General features: G+C 71.8%; 23 protein-coding genes and 1 tRNA gene. 16 read left to right on the forward strand and 8 right to left on the reverse strand.

Going from position 1 to position 21553, the window contains the following annotated elements; genetic code table 11:
* Nucleotides 1-5: 5 nt before the first annotated feature.
* A complete protein-coding gene (locus tag MCBMB27_RS07850) occupies nt 6-293 on the reverse strand; it encodes a DUF1127 domain-containing protein (RefSeq protein WP_342030099.1) in 288 nt (95 codons plus the stop codon).
* 126 nt (nt 294-419) lie between these two features.
* On the opposite strand from MCBMB27_RS07850, the gene MCBMB27_RS07855 reads away from it, so the two are divergent.
* A complete protein-coding gene (locus MCBMB27_RS07855) occupies nt 420-1811 on the forward strand; it encodes an aminotransferase-like domain-containing protein (protein WP_043381887.1) in 1392 nt (463 codons plus the stop codon).
* Nucleotides 1812-1821: 10 nt separating this feature from the next.
* On the opposite strand, the gene MCBMB27_RS07860 is transcribed toward MCBMB27_RS07855, so the two are convergent.
* Together MCBMB27_RS07860 and MCBMB27_RS07865 are read right to left on the reverse strand one after the other, a co-directional pair.
* Nucleotides 1822-3147 carry a sensor histidine kinase gene (locus MCBMB27_RS07860; protein WP_075380180.1) on the reverse strand — a complete coding sequence of 442 codons (1326 nt, stop codon included), beginning with the start codon at nt 3145-3147 and terminating at the stop codon, nt 1822-1824.
* Nucleotides 3147-3812 (reverse strand): response regulator transcription factor, encoded by a 666-nt coding sequence (locus tag MCBMB27_RS07865; protein ID WP_043381882.1) that lies wholly within the window; start codon nt 3810-3812, stop codon nt 3147-3149. Before MCBMB27_RS07865 ends, MCBMB27_RS07860 begins: the two co-directional genes overlap by 1 nt.
* 350 nt (nt 3813-4162) lie before the next feature.
* Between MCBMB27_RS07865 and MCBMB27_RS07870 the strand changes: the two genes are divergently transcribed.
* The 5 genes from MCBMB27_RS07870 to MCBMB27_RS07890 all read left to right on the forward strand — a co-directional run bounded on the left by MCBMB27_RS07870 (nt 4163) and on the right by MCBMB27_RS07890 (nt 8745).
* The gene (locus tag MCBMB27_RS07870) at nt 4163-4849 is read left to right on the forward strand and encodes a DNA-binding protein (protein ID WP_043356205.1); all 687 of its coding nucleotides are present in this window, start codon (nt 4163-4165) and stop codon (nt 4847-4849) included.
* A 24-nt stretch (nt 4850-4873) separates the two neighbouring features.
* Nucleotides 4874-5251 (forward strand): hypothetical protein, encoded by a 378-nt coding sequence (locus tag MCBMB27_RS07875; protein ID WP_236952929.1) that lies wholly within the window; start codon nt 4874-4876, stop codon nt 5249-5251.
* Nucleotides 5252-5330: 79 nt separating this feature from the next.
* On the forward strand, nt 5331-7082 hold the full coding sequence (locus MCBMB27_RS07880) for an ABC transporter ATP-binding protein (RefSeq protein WP_075380181.1): 1752 nt from the start codon (nt 5331-5333) through the stop codon (nt 7080-7082).
* A 76-nt stretch (nt 7083-7158) separates the two neighbouring features.
* A complete protein-coding gene (locus tag MCBMB27_RS07885) occupies nt 7159-8034 on the forward strand; it encodes an aldose 1-epimerase family protein (protein WP_075380182.1) in 876 nt (291 codons plus the stop codon).
* A gap of 3 nt (nt 8035-8037) precedes the next feature.
* On the forward strand, nt 8038-8745 hold the full coding sequence (locus MCBMB27_RS07890) for a uroporphyrinogen-III synthase (protein ID WP_043352694.1): 708 nt from the start codon (nt 8038-8040) through the stop codon (nt 8743-8745).
* On the opposite strand, the gene MCBMB27_RS30540 is transcribed toward MCBMB27_RS07890, so the two are convergent.
* Nucleotides 8742-9476, reverse strand: a complete 735-nt coding sequence (locus MCBMB27_RS30540) for a hypothetical protein (protein ID WP_236952930.1) — start codon at nt 9474-9476, stop codon at nt 8742-8744. The two genes, MCBMB27_RS07890 and MCBMB27_RS30540, sit on opposite strands and share 4 nt — an antisense overlap.
* On the opposite strand from MCBMB27_RS30540, the gene MCBMB27_RS07895 reads away from it, so the two are divergent.
* The 6 genes from MCBMB27_RS07895 (at nt 9457) to MCBMB27_RS07920 (ending at nt 15228) form a co-directional block, all read left to right on the forward strand.
* Complete coding sequence (locus MCBMB27_RS07895) at nt 9457-11034, forward strand: translation initiation factor 2 (protein ID WP_236952931.1); 1578 nt, start codon at nt 9457-9459, stop codon at nt 11032-11034. The two genes, MCBMB27_RS30540 and MCBMB27_RS07895, sit on opposite strands and share 20 nt — an antisense overlap.
* 125 nt (nt 11035-11159) lie before the next feature.
* Nucleotides 11160-12746 carry a heme biosynthesis protein HemY gene (locus MCBMB27_RS07900; protein WP_075380184.1) on the forward strand — a complete coding sequence of 529 codons (1587 nt, stop codon included), beginning with the start codon at nt 11160-11162 and terminating at the stop codon, nt 12744-12746.
* A gap of 228 nt (nt 12747-12974) precedes the next feature.
* The gene (locus MCBMB27_RS07905; RefSeq protein WP_043353036.1) at nt 12975-13409 is read left to right on the forward strand and encodes an NUDIX hydrolase; all 435 of its coding nucleotides are present in this window, start codon (nt 12975-12977) and stop codon (nt 13407-13409) included.
* A 102-nt stretch (nt 13410-13511) separates the two neighbouring features.
* Nucleotides 13512-13586 (forward strand) — tRNA-Thr (locus MCBMB27_RS07910).
* Between the two features lie 123 nt (nt 13587-13709).
* A complete protein-coding gene (locus MCBMB27_RS07915; RefSeq protein ID WP_043353034.1) occupies nt 13710-13991 on the forward strand; it encodes a hypothetical protein in 282 nt (93 codons plus the stop codon).
* Between the two features lie 379 nt (nt 13992-14370).
* Complete coding sequence (locus MCBMB27_RS07920; protein WP_075380185.1) at nt 14371-15228, forward strand: manganese catalase family protein; 858 nt, start codon at nt 14371-14373, stop codon at nt 15226-15228.
* Between the two features lie 344 nt (nt 15229-15572).
* On the opposite strand, the gene MCBMB27_RS07925 is transcribed toward MCBMB27_RS07920, so the two are convergent.
* Entirely contained in the window at nt 15573-15818 is a 246-nt protein-coding gene (locus MCBMB27_RS07925) for a hypothetical protein (protein ID WP_075380186.1), read from the reverse strand.
* Between the two features lie 298 nt (nt 15819-16116).
* Between MCBMB27_RS07925 and MCBMB27_RS07930 the strand changes: the two genes are divergently transcribed.
* Nucleotides 16117-16866: a sigma-70 family RNA polymerase sigma factor gene (locus MCBMB27_RS07930; RefSeq protein WP_075380187.1), complete on the forward strand. Its 750-nt coding sequence runs from the start codon at nt 16117-16119 to the stop codon at nt 16864-16866.
* Nucleotides 16867-16952: 86 nt separating this feature from the next.
* Nucleotides 16953-17324: a cell envelope integrity TolA family protein gene (locus tag MCBMB27_RS07935; RefSeq protein ID WP_075380188.1), complete on the forward strand. Its 372-nt coding sequence runs from the start codon at nt 16953-16955 to the stop codon at nt 17322-17324.
* 155 nt (nt 17325-17479) lie between these two features.
* On the opposite strand, the gene MCBMB27_RS07940 is transcribed toward MCBMB27_RS07935, so the two are convergent.
* Complete coding sequence (locus MCBMB27_RS07940) at nt 17480-17716, reverse strand: hypothetical protein (protein WP_043353028.1); 237 nt, start codon at nt 17714-17716, stop codon at nt 17480-17482.
* 373 nt (nt 17717-18089) lie between these two features.
* On the opposite strand from MCBMB27_RS07940, the gene MCBMB27_RS07945 reads away from it, so the two are divergent.
* On the forward strand, nt 18090-18320 hold the full coding sequence (locus tag MCBMB27_RS07945) for a hypothetical protein (RefSeq protein WP_075380189.1): 231 nt from the start codon (nt 18090-18092) through the stop codon (nt 18318-18320).
* 202 nt (nt 18321-18522) lie between these two features.
* On the opposite strand, the gene MCBMB27_RS07950 is transcribed toward MCBMB27_RS07945, so the two are convergent.
* Complete coding sequence (locus MCBMB27_RS07950) at nt 18523-19110, reverse strand: TadE/TadG family type IV pilus assembly protein (protein WP_043353026.1); 588 nt, start codon at nt 19108-19110, stop codon at nt 18523-18525.
* Nucleotides 19104-19715: a TadE/TadG family type IV pilus assembly protein gene (locus tag MCBMB27_RS07955; protein ID WP_051044870.1), complete on the reverse strand. Its 612-nt coding sequence runs from the start codon at nt 19713-19715 to the stop codon at nt 19104-19106. The genes MCBMB27_RS07950 and MCBMB27_RS07955 overlap by 7 nt, the downstream gene beginning before the upstream one ends.
* Before the next feature lie 479 nt (nt 19716-20194).
* Here MCBMB27_RS07955 and MCBMB27_RS07960 point away from each other — a divergent pair, with 479 nt between their 5' ends.
* Nucleotides 20195-21505: a TadE/TadG family type IV pilus assembly protein gene (locus MCBMB27_RS07960; RefSeq protein WP_051044875.1), complete on the forward strand. Its 1311-nt coding sequence runs from the start codon at nt 20195-20197 to the stop codon at nt 21503-21505.
* The last annotated feature ends 48 nt before the right edge of the window (nt 21506-21553 follow it).

Here is a 21553-nt window from a genome sequence, read left to right on the forward strand (position 1 = left end):
CCGCGTCACCACCGCCGCGCCGCCCCCCGTGCCTGGCGGCGCTCGTCGCGGCGGCCGATCAGCCGATGGATCGCGTCGCCGGTGCCCGGAACGCAGGCATCCGCCACGTCCTGGCGCGTCAGCCCGATATCCTTCAGCTCCCGGTCCGACAGGGTCGACAGGCGGTGGAGCACGCGGCGGTTCATGGCCGCCCGCGACAGGCCGGCGCGAATCTCGGCGGCGAGGGCGAGGACGGTTCCGGCCATCCGGGCGAGCCGCCCGGTCCGGGCCTCGAGGGTGGCGGTTTCGGTCATGCACGGGTTCATGGATCCCCTCCTCCATCGTTCCGGGGCGGGGCGATCCTGGCGCCGCGGGGCTGGCGGCGACAGGAACACTTCGGTACGGTTCCGAAGAATTGTCCGGACGAAAGAGCAGTACGGATGGCGGTCGCAGTCAGAAGTCCCGGGACGCGCGTCGAGGCCGTGGTCGGCGAGATCCGGGAACGGATCGCGGCGCGGCGGCTGGTTCCGGGCGTGCGGATCCCGTCGGTGCGGGCCTTTGCGGAGACGATGGGCGTCTCGAAATCCACGGTCGTGGAAGCCTACGAGCGCCTCGCCGCCGAGGGCGCCGTAGTGGCGCGGCCGGGCTCGGGCTTCTACGTCGCCGGCAAGACGCGGCCGCTCTCGCTCCAGGCGATGGGGCCGCGGCTCGACCGGATCGTCGACCCGCTCTGGATCACCCGGCAGGCGCAGCAGGCCGGCTCGGATCAGCTGAAACCCGGGGCCGGCTGGTTGCCCGATTCCTGGATGCCCCACGAGGCGATCCGCCGGGGCTTGCGCCGGGTGGCCCGGGCCGACCTCGCCGAGATGACCAATTACGACCGGCCCCTGGGCTACGCGCCCCTGCGCCACCAGATCGCCCGCAAGATCGGCGAGAAGGGTGTCGGCGCCGAGCCGGACCAGATCGTGCTGGTCGAATCGGCCACGCAGGCGCTGGACCTTGTCTGCCGCTTCCTGCTCCAGCCCGGCGACACCGTGCTGGTGGACGATCCCTGCTATTTCAACTTCCTGGCGCTGCTGCGCGCGCAGCGCGTCGCGGTGGTCGGCGTGCCGATCACGCCGGAGGGGCCCGACCTGCGGGCGCTCGCGACCCTGCTGGAGCAGCACCGGCCGCGCTTCTACCTGACCAACGCCGCCCTCCAGAACCCGACGGGGGCGAGCCTCGCGCCGACCGTGGCGCACCGCCTGCTGAAGCTGTGCGAGGCCCACGACACGCTGATCGTGGAGGACGAGATCTTCGGCGACCTCGAACCCGAGGCGGCCCCGCGGCTCGCGGGCTTCGACGGGCTGGAGCGGGTGATCCAGATCGGCAGCTTCTCCAAGACCCTGTCGGCGGCGGCGCGCTGCGGCTGGATCGCGCTCCGGGCCGACTGGGTCGAGCCGCTGGTCGATCTCAAGCTGGCCCTCAGCCTCGGCAACGGACACATCACGGCCGCGCTGGTCCATGCGCTCATCACCGAGGGCGCCTACCGGCGGCACCTCGCCGAGACCCGCCGCCGGCTCGCCGGCGCGATGGTGCAGGCCGCCGCGGAGCTGCGCGCCTGCGGCCTGGAAACCTGGGCGCAGCCCCGGGGCGGCTTCTTCCTGTGGATGCGGCTGCCGGACGGGCGCGACGGGGCCGATGTCGCCCGCCGGGCGCTCGCCCGCGGCATGGTGCTGGCGCCGGGAACCTCGTTCAGCCTGTCGGATGCCTGGAACGGCTACATGCGCTTCAACGTCGCCCATTGCGCCGATCCGCGGATCCGCCCGATCCTGCGGGAGGCGCTGGGCTGAGCGTTCCCGGTCAGGCCGGGAGAACCAGGTCCGCCCGCAGGCCGCCGAGTTCGGACCGTCCGAGGCTCAGGCCGCCGCCGTACAGCTCGGCGAGTTCCAGGGTGATCGGCAGCCCGAAGCCGTGGCCCGGCACGCCCTCGTCGAGGCGGCGGCCCCGCGCCATGACGGCGGAGGCCGCCGCCGGGTCGAGGCCGGGCCCGTCATCCTCCACCGACAGGGACACACCGCCGTCGCGCGCCGTCGCGGAGACCCGCACGCGGCTCCGGCACCAGCGGCAGGCATTGTCCACGAGGTTGCCGAGCATCTCGTCGAGATCCTGGCCCTCGCAGGGGACCGACAGGGCCTCCGGGACGTCGAGGTCGATCGCCACGCCCTTCTCGGCATAGATGCGGGTGAGCGCAGCCCGCAGGTCCGAGAGCCGGGGCGCCAGGGCCGTGCGCCCCCGGGCCGATCCCGCCAGGGCCGCGGCCCGGGCGCGCCGGAGGTGGTGCCGCACCCGCCGGTCCATGTCGTCCACCTGCCGGCGCAGGGCCCCGTCCGGGTCGCGGGCAGGCTCCGCGAGCGCCATCGACAGGGTGGCGAGCGGCGTCTTGAGGGCGTGGGCGAGGTTGGCGACGTGGCCGCGGGCGCGTTCCAGGTTCTGCGCGTTCTGATCGAGGAGGGCGTTGAGTTCCGCCACCACCGGCGCGATCTCGGCGGGCTGGTCCGCCGGAACGCGCTCGCGCCGCCCCGCCCGGACCGACGCGAGGTCCGCGCGCAGGCGTGTCAGCGGCGCGAGGCCGAGGCGCACCTGGACCGCCAGACCGGCGAGCAGGCACAGGCCGAGGATGCCCAGCGCCACGGCGAGGCTGGTCAGCGCCTCGCGCAGCGGCCCGCGCAGTTCTCCCTCCGGCGCCGCCGCCACGATCGTCGCGGGCTCGGGCCCTGGCACGACCAGCACCCGGGCGATGAGGGGCTCGCCGTGCGGCCCCGTGCCGGATGCCGGATGCGGCCGGCCCGGATCGTCGTCCGGACCGGGGTCGGACAGGCGGATGTCGCCGCCCCGCAGGGAGCCGGAGCGGATCGTCTCGGGTCCCCGGCGCACCTCCCAGGCCCAGCCGGGGCCGGGCCGGTCGAAGGGTGGTGCGTCGAGCGTCTGCGGGAGGATCCCGGCCTCGAGTCCCGCGCGCAGGGCCACGATCTGCGCGTCGAGGCGGCCGTCGAGCTGCCCGCGAACGAACCGGTGCAGGATGACCCCGATGGCGAGGCCCGCCACCACCAGGGCGGCCAGCACCAGCACCAGGGCCGCGGTCAGCAGGCGTGTGCGGAGCGAGCGCCGCTGCGTCGCCTCCGCCATCAGGCGGGCTCCGCGTGCAGGCGGTAGCCGTGGCCGCGCACGCTCTCGATCCGGGCCGGCGCGATCTTCCGGCGCAGCCGCGTGATGATCACCTCGACGGAGTTCGAGTCCACGTCCGCGTCGCCCTCGTAGACCCGCTCGATCAGGTGCAGGCGCGGCACCACGGTCTCGCGGTTCAGCATCAGGCAGGAGAGGACCCGCCATTCCAGGCCGGTGAGCTTGAGCGGCAGGCCCTCGTGCTCGAAGGCGCCGAGCCCCGGATCGAAGCTCAGGGGGCCGCAGGTGATCCGGCTCGCCCCGCCGCCCTGGGACCGGCGGACGAGGGCGCGCAGGCGGATCACCAGCTCCTCCACCCGGACCGGCTTGACGAGGTAATCGTCCGCCCCCGCCTTGAAGGCCGCGACCTTGTCGCTCCAGCCGTCCCGGGCGGTGAGAACCAGCACCGGGAGGGTCCGCCCGGCCCCGCGCCAGGCCCGCAGCACCGAGACGCCGTCGCCCTTCGGCAGGCCGAGATCGAGCACGACGGCATCGTAGCCCTCGGTCTCGCCGAGATGCTGGGCGTCCTCGCCGGTGGCGGCGTGGTCGAGCACGAAATTCTCGGCGCGCAGGACCTTGGCGACCTCCGCCGCGAGGGCCGCGTCGTCCTCCACCAGCAGGATCTTCACGCGTCTGATCTCCCCGTCTGGACCCCGATGGCCGGTTTCGACCGCCGCCGGAGCGATGCGCCGGGCATCCGGCTGATTTCACCCGCGGCCGCGGCCGCGAACCCTGCCGCCGCCAGGACTTAGGGCCGTTGTCTCACCTGGGCCGCCGGGACGGCCACGCGGGCGCCGAGCTGCCGGCCCGCATCAGCGCCCGCTGCCAAGCCTTTGAACGCGCACGGGTTCCACACGAGGCGCTCTAGGGCGGCGCGTTTAACCGGGCCTGAACCGCGCGGTTCAGACCGGATTGCCGGCGGCGCCCTACGAAGGGGCATCGGATCGAGCGGATCCGGACCCTTTCAGAGGATGAGATCATGAGCGACGACAAGACCATCGACGGGACCGCGCGGGAGATCCGCGAGCCCGAAGCCGCCGCGCCGGCGTCGAAGGCGATCCCGCGACGGACCTGGGTGGTCGGCGCGGTGGCGCTGCCGCTGGCGCTCGGCGCCGTCGGCCTGTCCCTGGCGCAGGGAACGCCGTTCCAGCCGACGCCGGTCGCGCCGGTGGCGATCCAGGCCCTGGCCCCCTCGGGCGCGACGGCCATCAAGGGCGAGGTCGCGGAGATCTTCGGCAACAAGTTCGTGGTGCAGGACGGGACCGGGCGCGCGCTCGTGGAGACGGGTCGCGAGGGCGAGGACGGCGGCCTCGTCGCCAAGGGCGAGACCGTGACGGTGCAGGGCCGTTTCGAGACCGGCTTCCTGCATGCCCGGATCCTGACCCACGGGGACGGGCGCACGCTGCTGCTCGGGCCGGCGGGCGGTCCGCCGACGGGGAGCCTGGACTGGGCCAAGGACCGGCTCGGTCTCGGGCCGAAGCTCGACACCGCCGCCCTGACCGCATCGGTCCAGGCGGCGGGCTACAGCGACGTGCGGGTCACGGGCCGCGGTCCGCGTCATCTGGAGGTGGCCGCCAAGGACCGGGACGGGCGCGAGCAGCAGCTCCATGTCGGCTTCGACGGTCAGGTGCGCAAGCGGCCGGCGCCGGGCCTCCCGCCGCTGTGAGGTCCGCCGCGGCGGGCGGGACGCATGCAACCCTTCCTCTCCTGCCGCGTCCTCCTGTCTCTCGACCGGCAGGAGGTGCGCGCCATGGAACCGATGAAGCCGATGGAACCGATGAAGCCTATGGAACCCATGAAGCCCATGGAACCGATGAAGGGCATGGAGCCCTGGTGGCCGAAGGATCTCGGCGAGCCCGCGACCAGCGGCGCGCAGAACGGGATGAAATATGCCTTCTTCCCCGACAAGCGCCGCCTGCTGATCGACCGCGACGGGCAGGTCTCGACCTACGACAGCGGCGACCACCGGATCGGCGGCGTCGCGCAGGCGGACGGGACCGCCAAGACCCTGACCTTCACCAGCCAGGACGGCGACGTGGATCTCGGCGCCCTCAAGAAGCTCGGCTGAGCCCCGGCGTGGACAGGCCGGGACGGCGCGCTTAAGCCCGGCCGACCATGCGAGCCGTCCCGCTGACACCCGCGACGCCATGCGCGCGCTGATCGACCTCGTCCGGGCCATGCGGGCCGCCGACCGGCGGCGCCTCGCCCTGATCGCTCTCGGGCTCGCGGTGGCGGCGCTGCTGGAGGTCGTGGGCGTCGCCGCGGTGATCCCGTTCCTGACGCTGGTCGGGGATCCGTCGGCGGCGACCCGGGTCCCCTATCTGGCCCAGGCCCGGAGCGTCCTCGGCCTGACCGACGAGCGCAGCTTCCTGCTGGTCACCGGCGGCGCGGCGCTTACCGCGATCCTCGTCACCGCGCTGGTGAATGCCGGGCTGACCTACGCGCAGCTCCGGTTCACCCATCTGGCCGGCTACGGCTTCAGCCGGCGGCTGCTGTTCCGCTACCTCGACCGGGAGCGGCTGTTCTTCGCGAAAGCCAACAGCGCCGAGCTTGCCAAGAACGTGCTCTCGGAGACCGACCGGCTGGTGATCGGCGCGCTGACGCCCGCCACGGTGCTCGCCTCGCGGGCGAGTTCGGCGCTCGCGGTGATCGCCTTCCTGCTGGCCTACGCGCCGCAGCTCGCGCTGATCCTCGGGGGCGGCTTCGGCGGACTCTATGTCGGGATCTACCTCGTGATGCGCGCCCGGCTCGCCCGGCTGGGCAGCCGCACCGTCGCCGACAACGAGGCCCGCTTCCGGATCGTGCAGGAGACCTTCGGGGCGCTCACCGAGCTGAAGCTCTACGGGCGCGCGGAGGCGTTCGCCTCTCGGTTCGACGCCCCGGCCCGGGCCTACGCCCTCGCCACCGCGGCGAGCCAGCTCACCGGCCAGATGCCGCGCTTCGTCATCGAGGCCCTGGCTTTCGGCGGGGTGATCGTGGTGGTGCTGTTCGCGCTCGCCCAGGGGCTCGACGTCGCCGGGATCCTGCCGCTCCTCGGCCTGTTCGCCTTTGCGGGCTACCGCATGCTGCCGGCCTTCCAGAACATCTTCACCTCGGTGGCGCTGATGCGCTTCACCCTGCCGGCGGTGCGGGTCATCGTCGACGAGCTCGCCGACGAGCGGGAGCCCCTGCCCCGCACCGCGGACAGGCTGCCCTTCGCCCGGGCGATCCGGCTCGAGGGTCTCGGCTTCGATTACGGCACCGGGCGTCCGGCCCTCGCCGGGATCGACCTGACGATCCCGGTCAACACCACGGTCGGCCTCGCCGGGCGCACCGGCTCGGGCAAGTCGACGCTCGCCGGACTGATCCTCGGCGTCCTGAGCCCGACCGCCGGGCAGATCACCGTGGACGGCCGCCCCCTCGATGCCGGGACCCTGCCCGCTTGGCAGAATCGGATCGGCTACGTCCCGCAGGAGGTGTTCCTGGTGGACGGCACCGTGGCGGAGAACATCGCCCTGGGCCTCGACGCGCCGGACCTCGCCGCCGTCGAGCGGGCGGCGCGGCTCGCCGGCGCCCACGACTTCGTCGCCGCCCTGCCCCACGGCTACGCGGAGCGGGTCGGCGAGCGCGGGGCGCGGCTGTCCGGCGGCCAGCGCCAGCGCATCGGCATCGCCCGGGCGCTCTACCACGACCCGGACGTCATCGTGTTCGACGAGGCGACCTCCGCCCTCGACGACGAGACGCAGGCGGCCGTGATGCGGGCACTCCGCGCCCTGTCGGGCCGGCGGACGCTGATCCTGATCGCCCACCGGCTGTCGACCCTGGAGGGCGCCGACGCGGTCCACGTGCTGGAGGCGGGCCGGATCGTCGCCTCCGGGCCGCCCGAGGCGGTCCTGCCGGGGCTCGGCACGGCGGCGTGAGCCGCCCCTTGCTGGCCCCTTGCGTCCGGCCCCGCCTCCGTTACCTCGGCTCTCCGAGGCAGACCGGGAGAGCACCGTGACCACGCGCATCGAGCTGACCGCACCGGACGGCACAACCGCGACCCTCGCGACGCACGGGGCCGAGCCGGTCTCCTGGCGGGTCGGCGGGACCGAGTATCTCTGGAGCGGCGATCCCGAGCACTGGAACCGGCACGCGCCCTGGCTCTTCCCGGTCGTCGGCGCCTCTGCGGGCGGGCACGTGACGGTCGGGTCGGAGCGCTACCCGATGGCCCAGCACGGCTTCGCCCGCGACCTGCCCTTCGCGCTGGTCGACCGGAGCGCCGACGCGGTGACCCTGCGCCTGACCGACGGGCCCGAGACGCGGGCGCATTATCCCTTCGCGTTCCGCCTCGATATCACCGCGCGGGTCCGTCCGGCGGGTCTCGACTTCGACGTGACCGTCGCCAATCCCGGCGACGTCCCCCTGCCCTACGCCCTCGGCTTCCACCCGGCCTTCCCGTGGCCCTTCGCGGGGGGCACCCGCGCCCGGGACGGCGGCTACGCGGTGACCTTCGAGCAGGCGGAGCGGCCCTTCGCGCCCCAGGTCGGCCCGGGCGGCCTGCTGCTGCGCGACGAGCAGCCGATCCCCCTCGCCGGGGACACGCTGCCCCTCGATCCGGCGCTCTTCACCGAGGCCTTCGTGTTCCGGAACGCCCGCAGCCGCTGGATGCGCTTCACCGGCCCCGGACGGGCGATCCGCATGGAGATGGCGGATTTTCCCCATCTGGCGGTCTGGACCAAGCCCACCGCGCCATTCCTATCGCTGGAATGCTGGACCGGCTACGCCGACTGGTCGGATTTCGCGGGCGACCTCGCCGAGCGCGATTCGCAGCGTCTGCTCGCCCCCGGCGGCACCGCGCAGCACGGCGTCCGCCTCTCGCTGGACACCTAGCCCGTGCGCATCTGGGTGGCACGGCCCGAGCCGGGGGCGACACGGACCGGAGCGGCCCTGGCGGCGCAGGGCCACGCGCCGCTCGTCGCGCCCGTTCTGGCGGTGCGGCCGACCGCGGCGGCACCGCCCGCGGGACCCTTCGCCGCCCTGCTCCTGACCAGCGCCAACGCGGTGCCGGCGATCCGGGACGCGCCGCCCCTGCGCGGTCTCCCGGTCTTCGCCGTCGGTGCGCGGACGGCTGCGCTGGCACGCGCGGCCGGCCTCGGTCCCGTGCGCGAGGGGCCGGGCGATGCCGCCGGCCTCGCCGCGCTGGTGGCGGATGCCCTGGCGCCCGGCGAATCCCTTCTCCACGCGACCGGGGCCGAGCGAAAGCCGGAGCCGGCGGCAACGCTGATGGCCGCGGGGTTCCGGATCACCACCTTCGTCGCCTACCGGGCCGAGGCGCTGCGGACGCTCCCGCAGGCGGTGGCCCTCGAGCTCGCCGCGGGACGCCTCGAAGCCGCCCTTCACTATTCCCGGCGCAGCGCCGCCGTCGCCCTCGCCCTCGCGGATGGATCGGGTCATGGCGGAGCTTTCCGCCGCCTGGGGCATTACTGCCTATCGTCGGATGTCGCGGCCCCCCTGGAAGCCGCCGGTGTTCCGGTCCATTTCGTCGCGACACGCCCGCGCGAAGCGGATCTGCTCGACGCCCTGGCGCCGCCACCGGGTTAGCCGTGCGGTGACAGGGAGGCCGGGCCGCCATATCTCGCCCTCGCGCCCGGCGCCGCCGCGGTGCTAGGGGGGCGCGGCGACGCCGAAGAGTTGGAGGACTTGCCCGTGACGCCACCACCCAGCGACGCCGACAAGCCCGGTCCCGGCGGTCGGAAGCCGGACGCCGCGCCCGGCAAGCCCGGATCGTCCCTGCCGCCCGGGGGCGCGTCCCGGTCGCCCGCGACATCGGCGTCCACCGCCTCGGTGTCGGCCTCGACATCCTCGGCGTCCACCGCCGCCGGTGCGAAGCCGAGTGTTTCGGGTCCGGCCGAGACCGTAAAGGGACCGCAGGGATCCCCGCTCGGAACACCGCCCAAGCCGGCGACCGAGCCCGTCGTGTCCGCCAAGCCCGGCACGAGCGACGCCCGCCCCGACGGCGTCAAGCCGGGGCCCGGTACCGACGGCCTGAAGCCGACGTCCGGCCCGGCCGCCCAGCCGCCCGGCGCTAAGCCCGATGCGCTCAAGGCTGGGTCCGACAGGTTCGAGACGAAGCCGGGCACGACCACCTCGTCGTCGGCAACGGCATCGTCGTCGACGGCCTCCGCCACCGCGTCGGCGGCCACCGGGGCGACGGCCGATCCGAAGGCCGCCCAGCCCGGCACCGGCCCCCAGGGCGGTCCCCGTCCGAGCGGTCCCGCTTCGGGTGCCGCGGGTCCGGCGGCCGCCAGTGCGGTGACGGCCGGTCCGATCATCGACCTCAAGGCCAAGCGCATCTCCGATCCGCCGTCGGCCGGCAAGGATGCGGCCAAGGACACCTTCAAGGATGCCTCCAAGGATGCCCCGAGGGATGGCAAGGAGTCGCCGAAGGGGCCGATCCCCGCGGCGGCCTCCGTCGATCCGGCCAGACCTGCGGCTGGATCGTCTGCCCGGGCGCGGGCCGGGTTCGGATCGATCGCCGCTGCCGGGCTGCTTGGCGGCGTGATCGGCGCCGGCCTGCTGTTCGGTGCCGAGAAGGCCGGGATCGGTCCCGATCCGCGCCTGAACGCCCTGGACCAACGGCTTTCCAGCCAGATCGCGTCCCTTGACAAGCGCCTTGACGGGCTGGCCCCGCGCGATGCGCTGGCGGCCCTCGACAAGCGCGTCGCCACCGCGGAATCGAGCGCCAAGCAGGCCCTAGACAAGGCCGGCGCGGCGCCGGCGGCCGCGACGGACGGCCAGGCCTCCGGTGCGGCGCCGGCCGTGCCGCCGGATCTCGTCGCCCGCCTCGACAACCTCGACCAGCGCGTCGCCGCGCTTCAGGAGGAGCCCGGCCAGGAGCCGGGCCGGGACCAGTCGGCGGGCGCGAAGCTCGGCGTGGTCCAGGACAACGCGAAGCAGATCGCCGATCTCGAGACCCGCCTGAAGGCGGTGGAGGACGCTGGCGGCGACAAGGGGGCGGCCGAGGACGCATCCCGGAAGATCGCGGCGCTGCAGGGCGAGGTGGAGCAGAAGACCAAGGCGAATGCCGAGGCCGACGCGGCGCTCGGTCAACGCCTCGACGCGCTGCAACAGGCCCTCGACGCGCGGGTGAAGGCGGCCACGGAGGCGGTCCAGGCCGCCGCCCAGGCGAGCCGCACCGCCGCCGAGGCGGGGCAGACCCAGGCCGCCGAGTCCGCGAAGGCGGTGGATCGGCGTCTGCAGGAGCAGGCCGATCAGATCGCAGCGCTGGACAAGAGCGTGGCGCAGCGCGCCGAGGCCAGCACCGTCCAGGCAGCACTCCGGGTCGTGGTCGCCGATCGCGTGGCGGCCGCCCTGGAATCCGGCACGGCCTATGCGGAGCCGCTGGCGACCCTGCGCAAGCTCGATTCGGGCACTGAAGCGCAGGCCAAGGCCCTCGCCCCCTTCGCCGAGAGCGGCGCACCCTCGGCGGCGGATCTCGCCGACACGTTCCGGCCGATCGCCGAGCGGATCGCGGCCAAGCGGCAGGCGCAGCGGGCCAAGAGCGCCGCCGAGACCGGGGATTTCCGCTCCAAGCTCCTCAGCATGGCCGACGGTCTCGTGCAGATCCGCAAGGCCGACGCGCCCGCCCCCGAGGCTTCCGACGCTCCGGAGGGCAAGGTCCAGGCTGCCCTCGACCGCGGCGACCTGACGGCGGCCTCGGCGGCCTTCGCGGCGCTCCCGGCCGAGGCCCAGGAGCCGGCCGGCGATTTCGGTGCCAAGCTGAAGGCCCGGGCCGAGGCCGAGCAGGCCGTGCGCACCCTCCTCGACAGCGCCTTCAAGGCCCTGCCGGTCGGCGCCGCCCAACCGGCCCAGGCCGCCCCCGGGCGCTAGTCCGGTGACGGACCCGATCCGCGCCCTGCGCGGCCGCACCCTCTCCGAGCGGACGCGCAGGCGCCCCGCTCCTCCCGCCCCCCGCGACGGCCGCCAGCCGGCCGCCGACAGGAGACACTGACCCCATGTGGCGCGCCCTCGCCTTCCTGGCCCTGCTCGCACTCGCCGCCTTCGGAGCGGTCTGGATCGCCGACAGGCCCGGTACCGTCACCGTCGTCTGGAACGGCTACCAGATCGGCACCAGCCTCGCGGTCGCCCTCGTCGGCGTGATCGCGGCGGCGATCGTCCTGGGCGTGCTCTGGGCGATCGTGCGCGGCGTCATCGGCCTGCCGGAGGCCCTGGTCCGCGGCTCCGCCGAGCGGCGCCGCGCCAAGGGCCTCTCCGCCCTCTCCCGCGGCATGGTGGCGGTGGGCTCGGGCGATCCCCTGGCGGCCCGCCGCTTCGCGGGCGACGCCGAGCGGCTCCTCGGCACCGAGCCGCTGACCCTGCTGCTCAAGGCCCAGGCCGCGCAGATCTCCGGCGACCGGGACGCCGCCGAAAGCGCCTTCCAGCGCATGGTCGACGATCCCGAGACCCGGGTCCTGGGCCTGCGCGGCCTGTTCGTGGAGGCCCGGCGCCGGGAGGACGAGACGGCCGCCCGCGCCTACGCCACCGAGGCCGCCCGCCTCGCCCCGAGCGTCACCTGGGCCAACGAGGCCCTGCTCGAGGCGCAGAGCGCCGACGGCGACTGGGCCGCCGCCCTGGAGACCATCGAGCGCCGCTCGTCCCTCGGCCTGATCGACAAGGCCACCGCCCGGCGGCAGCGGGCCGTGCTGCTGACCGCGATCGCCGGCGAGCGCGAGGCCGGCGAGCCGGAACTCGCCGCGGAGCGCATCCTGCAGGCGGTCAAGCTCGCCCCCGATCTCGTCCCGGCGGCCTGCATCGCCGGACGCCTCCTCGCCCGCCGCGGCGACGTCAAGAAGGCGGCCCGGATCGTCGAGGCGGCCTGGAAGGCCAATCCCCATCCCGACCTCGCCAAGGTCTATCTCGGGCTGCGGCCCGGCGATTCGGTCCGCGACCGTCTCGCCCGCGCCGAGGTCCTGGCGAAGCTGTCCGTCTGGGATCCGGAATCCCGGCTCGCCCTGGGGCAGGCCGCCCTCGACGCGCGGGATTACAAGCGGGCCCGCGAGGCCGTGAAGCCCCTGCTCACCGACCGGCCGACCGCCCGCGCCTGCCTGATGATGGCGGCCATCGAGGAGGCCGAACACGGCGCCGCCTCCGGCCAGGCCCGCGAGTGGCTGGCCCGGGCCGCCCGCGCCCCGCGCGACCGCGTCTGGATCGCCGACGGCATCGCCACCGAAACCTGGGCGCCGGTCTCGCCGGTGACCGGGCGCCTCGACGCCTTCACGTGGCGCGAGCCGCCGAACACCCTGGCCGCCGCACCCGCGGTGGAGCCGGAAGCGGAGTCGACCGCCCCGGCCCTCGTCCCGGCCGCGACGCGCCCCTCTGCGCCCGTCCCCGGATCGGTCGCCCCGTCGGCCTCTGCACTGTCCTCTGCATCGGCCTCTGCACCGGTCGCCACCGGACCGGGAACGCCGGTGCCTGTGCCCACCGTCCTGCCGGCGAAGGCAGCCAGCGCGAAGACCGCCGGCGCCGATCCGGTCTCGGCCGGGATGGCGGCCGCAGCGCTGCCGCCGGGATCGGCGGATCGCGCCGTTCGTCGGATGGGATGACCGGCCGCGCCAAGCGCCGATCATCCCCGCAGATCATGACAGGACCGGCGCGACTTCACGGAGAGGTCGCGCCGTTCGTCTACTGGCAGTTGAATGTGCCGGCTCGCCCTATAGCGTGTGCTCAGAGCCGTCGACCGAGGGTCCGATCATCCGCCAGACTGCACAGAGCCCGCACGCGGCGTCGATGACGCCGGGTCGGGGCAGCCTTCCGCCTCGCGCGGTGCGACCATGACCCTCAACGACGATGACGGGGAGCCGCGTCGGCAGGTGGGAGCCTTGCCGTTCCGGCGCGGGCGGGATGGCCAGCCCAAGATCCTGCTGGTGACGTCGCGGGAAAGCCGTCGGTGGGTCATCCCGAAAGGGTGGCCGATGAAGGGGCGCAAGCCGTTCGAGGCGGCCGCGCGGGAGGCCTACGAGGAGGCGGGCCTGCGCGGTGCGGTCGGCAAGCGTCCGATCGGCTTCTACCTCTACCAGAAGCGCCTGAGGAACCTCGACACCGTCCTGTGCCAAGTGAAGGTCTTTCCCCTCGAGGTGCGCAAGCAGCTCAAGGACTTTCCCGAGGCACGTCAACGGGACCTGCGCTGGTTCACGCCGGTGGAAGCCGCCGAGGCTGTCTCCGAGCCGGGCCTCGCCGCCCTGATCCGAGCCGCATCGCGCACGTAAAATGCGCGGAAGCGCAACACGGCGTTGCCAACGCTGCGGCGATCCGTTATGGCCCCACTCGGCCGGACGGACACGCCCCCCGCGGGGGCGCCCCGGTCACCTGCTGCGGTAGCTCAGTGGTAGAGCACTTCATTGGTAATGAAGAGGTCGAGAGTTCAATCCTCTCTCGCAGCACCAGAAACCTTCTCGATCTGATCACCGGTCCGGCTGACGCTGCGGGTTCCTCGACGGGTCCCGGCGCAGACTGAGGATCGCAGCGGCTGCCCTGCCGACATCATCCGCGGAAGGGGACGTGCGGACGTGAACTCGACAGCCCTGTTCACCATGCTGGGCCTCGTCTTCGGCTGGGCGGTCCTGGCCGGCGCGGCCCTGATCACCGGCCGGCTCGCCACCTTCGCGTTTCTGATCCTGACGCTGATCGCCCTCTACCTGTATGTGCCGTGGGTCCGGCTGCGCGCCAGCGGGATCGAAGGCTCCAGCCGGCCGGTGCGCTTCTGGACGAACGTCGCCATGCTGGGGGTCAGCCTCGCCGCCTGCCTCGCCTTCGCGATCATGCTCGCCCGCCGAGCCGGGCTCCTCTGAGCTCCGGGACGTCGGTGCGGCATCCTCGTGAGGCCGCACGGGCCGCGACCGCCGGACCGGGGACGCTTGCACGGTGCCCGGCCGGAGGCGCCTGCCAAGCGCCCTGAACCGGGGTTGGTCTCCCTTAACATACGTTATGTAATACGAGATGTTCTGGCGCGGGAATGATCGAGATTGACCGTGCCAATAGCCTGATCGAGCTTAAGAAAATAGCTTTGACCAAATATTGTTCGTTATAAATAGATCGAGGAATCGAACCGTCGTTCTGACGCGGGGTTGGACAGGGTGAGAGGCTCGATGCTCCCACGGGGGTGCCGAGCCGACGGCCGATCGTGCGGTGGGCTTGAGCACGCCGTGCCTCTCGCGAGGGACAGATACCATGTACTATCACGACAAGCGTCTTCAGTATCCGGTCAAGGTCGACAGCCCCGATCCGATCTATGCCCGCATGCTCCAGCAGGCGATCGGCGGAATCGAGGGCGAGATCCGGGTCTGTATGCAGTACTTCTTCCAGGCCTGGGGCAATCGTGCTCCGACCACGAAGTACCGGGACATGCTGCTCGCCACCGCGACCGAGGAACTCGGCCATATCGAGATGCTCGCGACGGCGGTCGCGCTGAATCTTGAGAACGCGCCGACCAAGGTGCAGGAGGCCGGGGCGGCCGACGCGATCGTCGGGGCCATCATGGGCGGTGAGAACCCGCGCCACATCGCCGAGGGCATGCTGCACAAGACATTGCTGTCCACCGGCATGGCCGCCTTCCCGGGCAATTCCGACGGCCTGCCCTTCGACATGAGCCACGTCTACGCCAGCGGCAACATCGCGGCCGACATGTACTGCAACGTGGCCGCCGAGAGCACCGGCCGCGTCCTCGCAGTGCGGCTCTACAACGCCACGAACGACGCCGGCATGCGGGACATGTGGAGCTTCCTCATCGCCCGCGACACCATGCACCAGCAGCAATGGCTGGCGGTGATCGAGGAACTCGGCGGCCACGCGGGCACCCTGCCGATCCCGAACTCCTTCCCGCACGAGAAGGAGAACCAGAAGTTCAACTACGCCTTCTTCGGGACGTCGGCGGACGGTTCGCCGCCGCCGGCCGGCCGCTGGACGCAGGGCCCCTCCCTCGACGGCAAGGGCACGTTCAGCGTCGTCCAGAACCAGCCGATGGGCGAGGAGCCGGTGCTCGGCCCGGCGCGGCCCGACAGCGGCGCCGAGTCCCAGCAGATCGGCTGATCGACCGGACGCTCCGATCCGCGCGCCCTCCGGTCGAGGCGTTTTCCTCGGAGGGATCCGCGCCCTGCGGTCCATCGGTCGGGGCGCGGGTCGGACCACGCGGCACAGTCGGCGAGGGTCGCGGCCGGTCGGCACGGCCGCGACGAGATCCGGCGGATCCGGGCGGCGGCCGGGCCCCCCGAGGGGCACCTCCCGATCGTCGGCCCGCATGGCACCGAGGGGGGCACTGCGGGCTTGCGCGTGGTGGCGCGCGATCCGGGTCGGGCGTCGGCGGGCCGCGATGCCTGAGACCGGAGCGGCGTTCGGATCTGCGGTCCGGGCGTCTCCCGTTGGCCGGCGGTGGCTCAGTGCCGGGTCCGCGTCCCGACGGCCGTGTCCGGGCCGCTGCGCGCCGCGAAGCGGGCGAGCCGCCCACGGCTCGGCTCCTCGAGGCCACCGGCATGCGCAAAGGTCGTCAGGGCGATGCCGACGAGAAAGCGGGCCTCAGCGGCCGTCACGGCGCGACCGCTCAAGGTGCTGGCCGCGCCTCGCAAGGCGCTGACGGCTTCTTGGAAGGCGGGATCCATCTCGAGATCCGAGAGTCTGGTCATGGAGTCGATCCTTGTGTTCAACCCGCCGCGCCTGACCCCGTGTCGAAGACGACAGGCGGAGCGGCGCGGTCTCGGACGGCGTCGCCACAGATTCGGCGCCGGGGCGTAGCGTTTTTCAGCGCGTCCAATGCCATCGAAACCCTCCTCGTTCCGGGGCGTTTCTCGTGTCCGCCGCGCCGACCGGCATATTTCTGTCCATATATATTCGTATTGGCTGATCTATGTTGCGGCGAGTGTGACATATTCCGGGATTAATATCCGAAATCATGTTTTCATCCTGTTCAGGTGATCGGCTATCATGCTCGGAGTCTTGCTGGACGCTGATACAATCGACCCACCGGCGCCCCGGCTCCCCGACAGCGTGCAATCTCATCTCGGCCATCTGCTGGCGGCGACTTACGCGCAAGACGCCGTTGAGCCGACGATCGCGGAGCGCTTCGCCGAACTGCTGAGGTTGCTGGACGGTGCCTTCGGCGAGGCGCAAGACGGCCGTGAGAAGGAATTCCAGGCCTCGCTCCTGGGCATGGTGCCGAACCTGCAGCGCTTCGCGCGCTCGCTGCTGCGCAACCACGTCGGTGCCGACGACCTGCTGCAGAACACGCTTCTGCGGGCTTGGCGCTCGCGCGCCAGCTTCGTACCGGGCACCAACCTGGAAGCGTGGCTGTTCACGATCATGCGCAACGCGTTCTACAACGAGCACCGGAGGTACGGGCGCGAGGTGCAGGACGGGGATGGAGCGCAGGCGGAGCGGATGGTCTCGCTGCCCGAGCAAGGCGGCCATCTCGACCTGAGCGACGTCCAGGCGGCCCTCGGTCGTCTCACGCCGCCGATGCGGCAAGCGCTCGTGCTCGTGGCGATCGAGAACCTGACCTACGAGGAGACCGCCGCGATCATGCGGTGCCGGATCGGCACGGTGAAGAGCCGGGTCTGGCGGGCCCGGACGCAACTCGCGCAGATGCTGGGCTATACCGGCCTTGAGATCGGTAGCGACGACGTCATGCTGGCCGCCGCCGGCCCGAAAGGCTGGAAAACCGCCGCCGTCGCGTGACGGCGACACGGGATCGGGGTCGCAAGCGGCCCGTTCGGGGCGTAGGGTCGCCCCTCGATCCTGGGCTCAGGGAGCCACCGTTTCCCATGTCGCCGCGCGTCCTGATGTCCGGTGCTGTTGTGTTCGGTCTGGCTCTGGCGAGCGGAGCGCAGGCGACTCCAGGACCTGCGGTGCGGGCCTGGCTCTCGGACCTCGTCACGCGGATCGATGCCGCCGACCGCGCTCAGAGGGGATCGGGTACGGCTCGGGGCGGCGGAACCGTGCTGGTCCACGTCCAGATCGGTCCGGACGGGGCGGTGCAGAGCGCGGAGATCGAGCAGAGTTCGGGCTCGCCGAAACTCGATCAGCGCGCGCTCCGCGCCCTGCAGGGGATCAACCCGACCTCCGCCCCGCCGCCCGCTCTCCTGAGCGGGGACGGGATCGTCGATCTCAGCATCCCGGTGGAACTCGGCCACTGAGCTCCGGCAGCCGGTGGCGGCGCCCGGACAGCGGGTTGCGCATCCCGGCTTCGTCTTCGATCGCCCCGCCGGCCTGTCTGCGCCGCTGCAGATGCGTCAACCTGGCGTCGACGTCGCCACGATGATTGCAGCCCGCGGGCCGACGATCCGTTCGGTCAAGAATCTTCGCCGAAATCCGCCCCGAGATAGGCGCCGACGAGATACCCGGCCTGATGGGCGGTGAGATAGGCGAACAGCAGTAGGATCTTCTCGGCGTCGAGATGCGTCCATACGAAGGCCCACAGGCCCAGCCACCCGATGCTGACCAGCATCGAGCTGGCTATCAGAACCGCTGCCCGATACCGCCAGCCCTCCCATACGCCCACCGCGAAGAGCAGGGCAGCAACCAGCAACGGGCCGTCTCCTTCCGCGCGAAAAGATAAACTTTTACGCGTTAAGTCTCTGTGGGTTCACAAACATTCAATGGGCTGACCGACCTTCGGGGGTGCGGTTTAATATTGTATGAACTCGGACCGTCCTTCCGGTCGGCCGATCCTTGGCGATGCATCGGCCGGCTCCCGGAGCGCGGTCTCCTCGAGCCGACCGGTCGATGAGGCGCAGGCGGCAAGGTCCGCCTGCCTAGTCGCTCGGAAACGGAATCGGCACGGCAAACATTGATCGTATCGATATGCGGTATCGATTGCATCTGTTTGGATCATGTTGCTCTGCAACGTAAATACCCCCTCGAAGCCGGGCACGACCCGGACAACGAGAGGACTTCGCATCATGACCGTTCGCACCACCGTTCTCGCCGCCCTCGCCGCCCTCGCCGCCGTTCCGATGATCGGCACCGCCCTGGCCGACGAGACCATCGCGCTGACTCCCCCGCTCTACCGTGAGCAGGCGCGTCCCACCGCCGCGGTTCGTCCGGCCTCGGAGCTGACCACGACGCCGCGTCTTGTCCCGGCGAGCCCGGCCTCGCGGCGGGTCGTCGCCACCGCGGTCTCGACCCGCTGAGGCGGGCGATGGCCGCGATCCGGCGCCACCGGGTCCATCCGGTGGCGCCGGCCGCGTCGCCGGATCGCCCGCGCCGCGCTTGGAAGACCGCCGCCGTGCCCGCGCACCCCGTCCTGCGTGCCGCAGGCGCCATCCTCCATCGCCGACCGGATTGCCGCGGAGGATTGGCCTCCGCTTGACGGGCCTGCCACCGTCCGCCCGTTCAGGCCGGGCAGGGCTTGCCGCCGGGCAGAACCACCTCGCTCTGTCCGTTGTAGATCTCGCCCCCGCGCACCGGCCAGACTTTTCTGGATCGGAAGGTCCACCGGGTCAGCTTCGAGAGCACCGGGAAGATCGGATTATAGATCATCGTCACCTCCGACACGACGAAGCGATCGCCGTTTCGGGTCATCCCCGGGGGCGGTGGGCCGAGGGAGGTGCCGGCCGCGTAGGCCTGCCCGTTGGATTCGGCACTCGAGCAGACCTTGGTCGTCGCCGAGCTGCCGTCGCTGTAGGTGCCCGCGGCCGTCAGCACGATGCTCGCGCCGCTCACGTCGTAGGGGTTGGAGATCGCGCTGGTCGCGGCGAAGACCGGTTTCAGGTCGGCGTAGCTGCCGCGGGCGATCAGATCCGCCATCGTGGCCGACGCGTTGTCGAGCCGCTTCCCGATCATGAAGGCGCGGGGCAGCTCGATCGACCCCATCAGGATCAGCAGCAGGATCGGCGCGATCACGCTGAACTCGATCGCGCTGACGCCGTCCCGGCTGCCGATCAGGCCGGTCAGGCCCGCGCGGGGACGGAGGCTCAGCACGGTTTGGGCTCGTAATCCTCGGCCCGGAAGATCTCGGTGGTGACGAGCAGCTGCGACTTGTCGGACATGATCCGCCCGGTGAAGTCCAGCATCTGGAAGAGGCGCATCACCGGCACGGCGACCCGGACCGTCACCGTATCGCCGCCCTGCGGGCATTCGAACCGGGTGCCGAAGCCCGTCGTCCACGTCTTCGTGGTCTTGTCGAACGGCTCCGCCGGCTGCGACGCCGAGAACGAAGCCGTCCGCGACACGTCGAGGCGCAGATCGGCGCAGGGGAACAGCGCCGACGGGCCGGCACAGACGAGCTTGCGCAAGCGCTGGCTTGGATCGCTGCCGTCGGCGCCGTCCTGAAAGGCGCCCGTGCGCAGCTGGCGCACGCTGCGGTCGACGGCGATATCGAGGGTCTGCTGCTCGATGGCGACGACGCCGGATTCTGCCACGACGCCCAGAAGTGCCAGGAACGGCGCCGCCAGGAGCGCGAACTCCACCGCCGAGGCGCCGCCGCGGTGGCCGCGCAGCCGTCGGATCCCTCCGTCGGTGCCAGCCCGGCCGCCCGGCTCGCGTGTGCGCCAGACAGTCGCGACGCGCCGCAAGATGCCCATCATGACAAACGAACTCTGCAGGTCCTGTGCCTGCTGCCGTCCCAGCTCAACGGCCGGACGAAGCTAGATGTAAGATCGGCTCGTTTAGAAAACGTTCAAACATGAGTAGAATTTGCCACCTTATCGAGGTTCGGCGGCGACGAGTCTGTGGAGGACTGTCTTTTCGCGCTTTAGTTGTATATAATTCGATTATACACTCTTCTGCTTGTATCGCGGCCCTGTGTTCCGGGGCGAGCGGTCTTCGGTCTGCAAGGGGTCCGACGATTTTCACAGCCAAGCGTGGCCGGACGGGCGGCGCTGGCATTTTGGCGTTCCAACGCGACGGATTCTTAGGAGCTGGGCGCTAGCCAGGTCGGGTCGGCGGTTGGTGCAGTCGCGATGGCCGCACCGATCCCGCCCGGGGAGAACTGCCCATTTTACCCTTCTGGAGAGCGCTCCGCATCGGCTCGCGCGCCCTGGCGGACCGGTCCGGCTCGGTGGCCCTGACCTTCGGTCTGAGCGCCGTGGTGCTGCTCGGCCTGACCGGCGGCGGCATCGACTATGCCCGCCTCGCCTCCCGGCGCAGCCAGCTCCAGAACGCGGCCGATGCCGGCGTTCTGGCGGCGGGCAATTACCTCAAGCTGGCTGTCGCGACCTCGGCGGCGGCCAAGAGTATCGTGGTCGACACGATCCAGGCCCAGGCGGCGCCCCGCACCGAGAGCCCGTATGCGCTCCAGGTCGACGTGGCGGACGACAGGACCAGCGTCGCCGTGACGGTCGACGAGACCGTCAAGCTCGCCTTCGGCGGCTTCGTCGGCGTGCCGATGGTCAAGGTCGCGGTGCGCTCGAAGGCGCGCGTCGTCGGCAAGATGCGCCTGTGCCTGCTCACGCTGGATCCGCTCGCCGACGGGGCCTTCGAACTGGAGAAGAGCGCCGAGGTCACGGCCCAGGACTGTTCGCTCTACAGCAACTCGCTGAGCCCTCGCGGCATGGTCGGCAAGGACAACGCCTATGCCCGGGCACAGACCATCTGCACCGCGGGCGGCTTCGACGGCGCCCGCGCGAATTTTGCCCCGCCGCCGCAGACGAGCTGTCCGCCCATCCAGGATCCGCTGAAGGACCGGGCGCCACCGCCGATCGGCGCCTGCACGGCGATCCCGGCCTCGGCCAACAGCAAGCGCGACACCAGCGGCAATCTCGTCGATCAGAGCGTGACCCTCGATCCGGGCACCTATTGCGGCGGCCTGCACATCACCAAGAGCGCCTCCGTCGCGTTGCGCGCCGGCACCTATGTGATGAAGGACGGGCCGCTCATCGTCGATAAGGATGCCGCCATGACCGGCATCGACGTCGCCTTCTACTTCACCGGCAACAAGGGCGGCCTCGTCTTCGACAAGAAGACCACGGTCAGTCTGTCGGCGCCCACCACAGGTCCCATGGCCGGCCTGCTGATGATGGAGGAGCGGGTGGTCAGCGATCCGGTCGACCCCACCCAGGCCGTTCTCGGGGATGTGTTGAGCCCGATCGCGCCGACGCCGCCGCCGCTGGCCGCGACCAAGCCCATGCGGACTTACCGGATCATCAGCGACAATGCGCGGACCATGTTGGGCACGCTCTACCTGCCGGCGGGCCGCGTGGTGATCGACGCGAGCAAACCCGTTGCCGACCAATCGGCCTACACGGTGATCGTGGCCCAGCAGGTCAACCTCTACGAGGGGCCGAATCTCTATCTGAACGCGAATTACGACGCGACGAGCGTGCCGGTGCCCAAGGGGGTCGGCCCCCTCTCGGGCAAGCTGCTGCTCTCGCAATAGCGGAGGCCACGATGCCGATCCTCCGCTGCCGGCCATTCGTCTGGGAGT

The sequence above is a fragment of the Methylobacterium phyllosphaerae genome, from assembly GCF_001936175.1.
GTDB lineage: Bacteria > Pseudomonadota > Alphaproteobacteria > Rhizobiales > Beijerinckiaceae > Methylobacterium > Methylobacterium fujisawaense.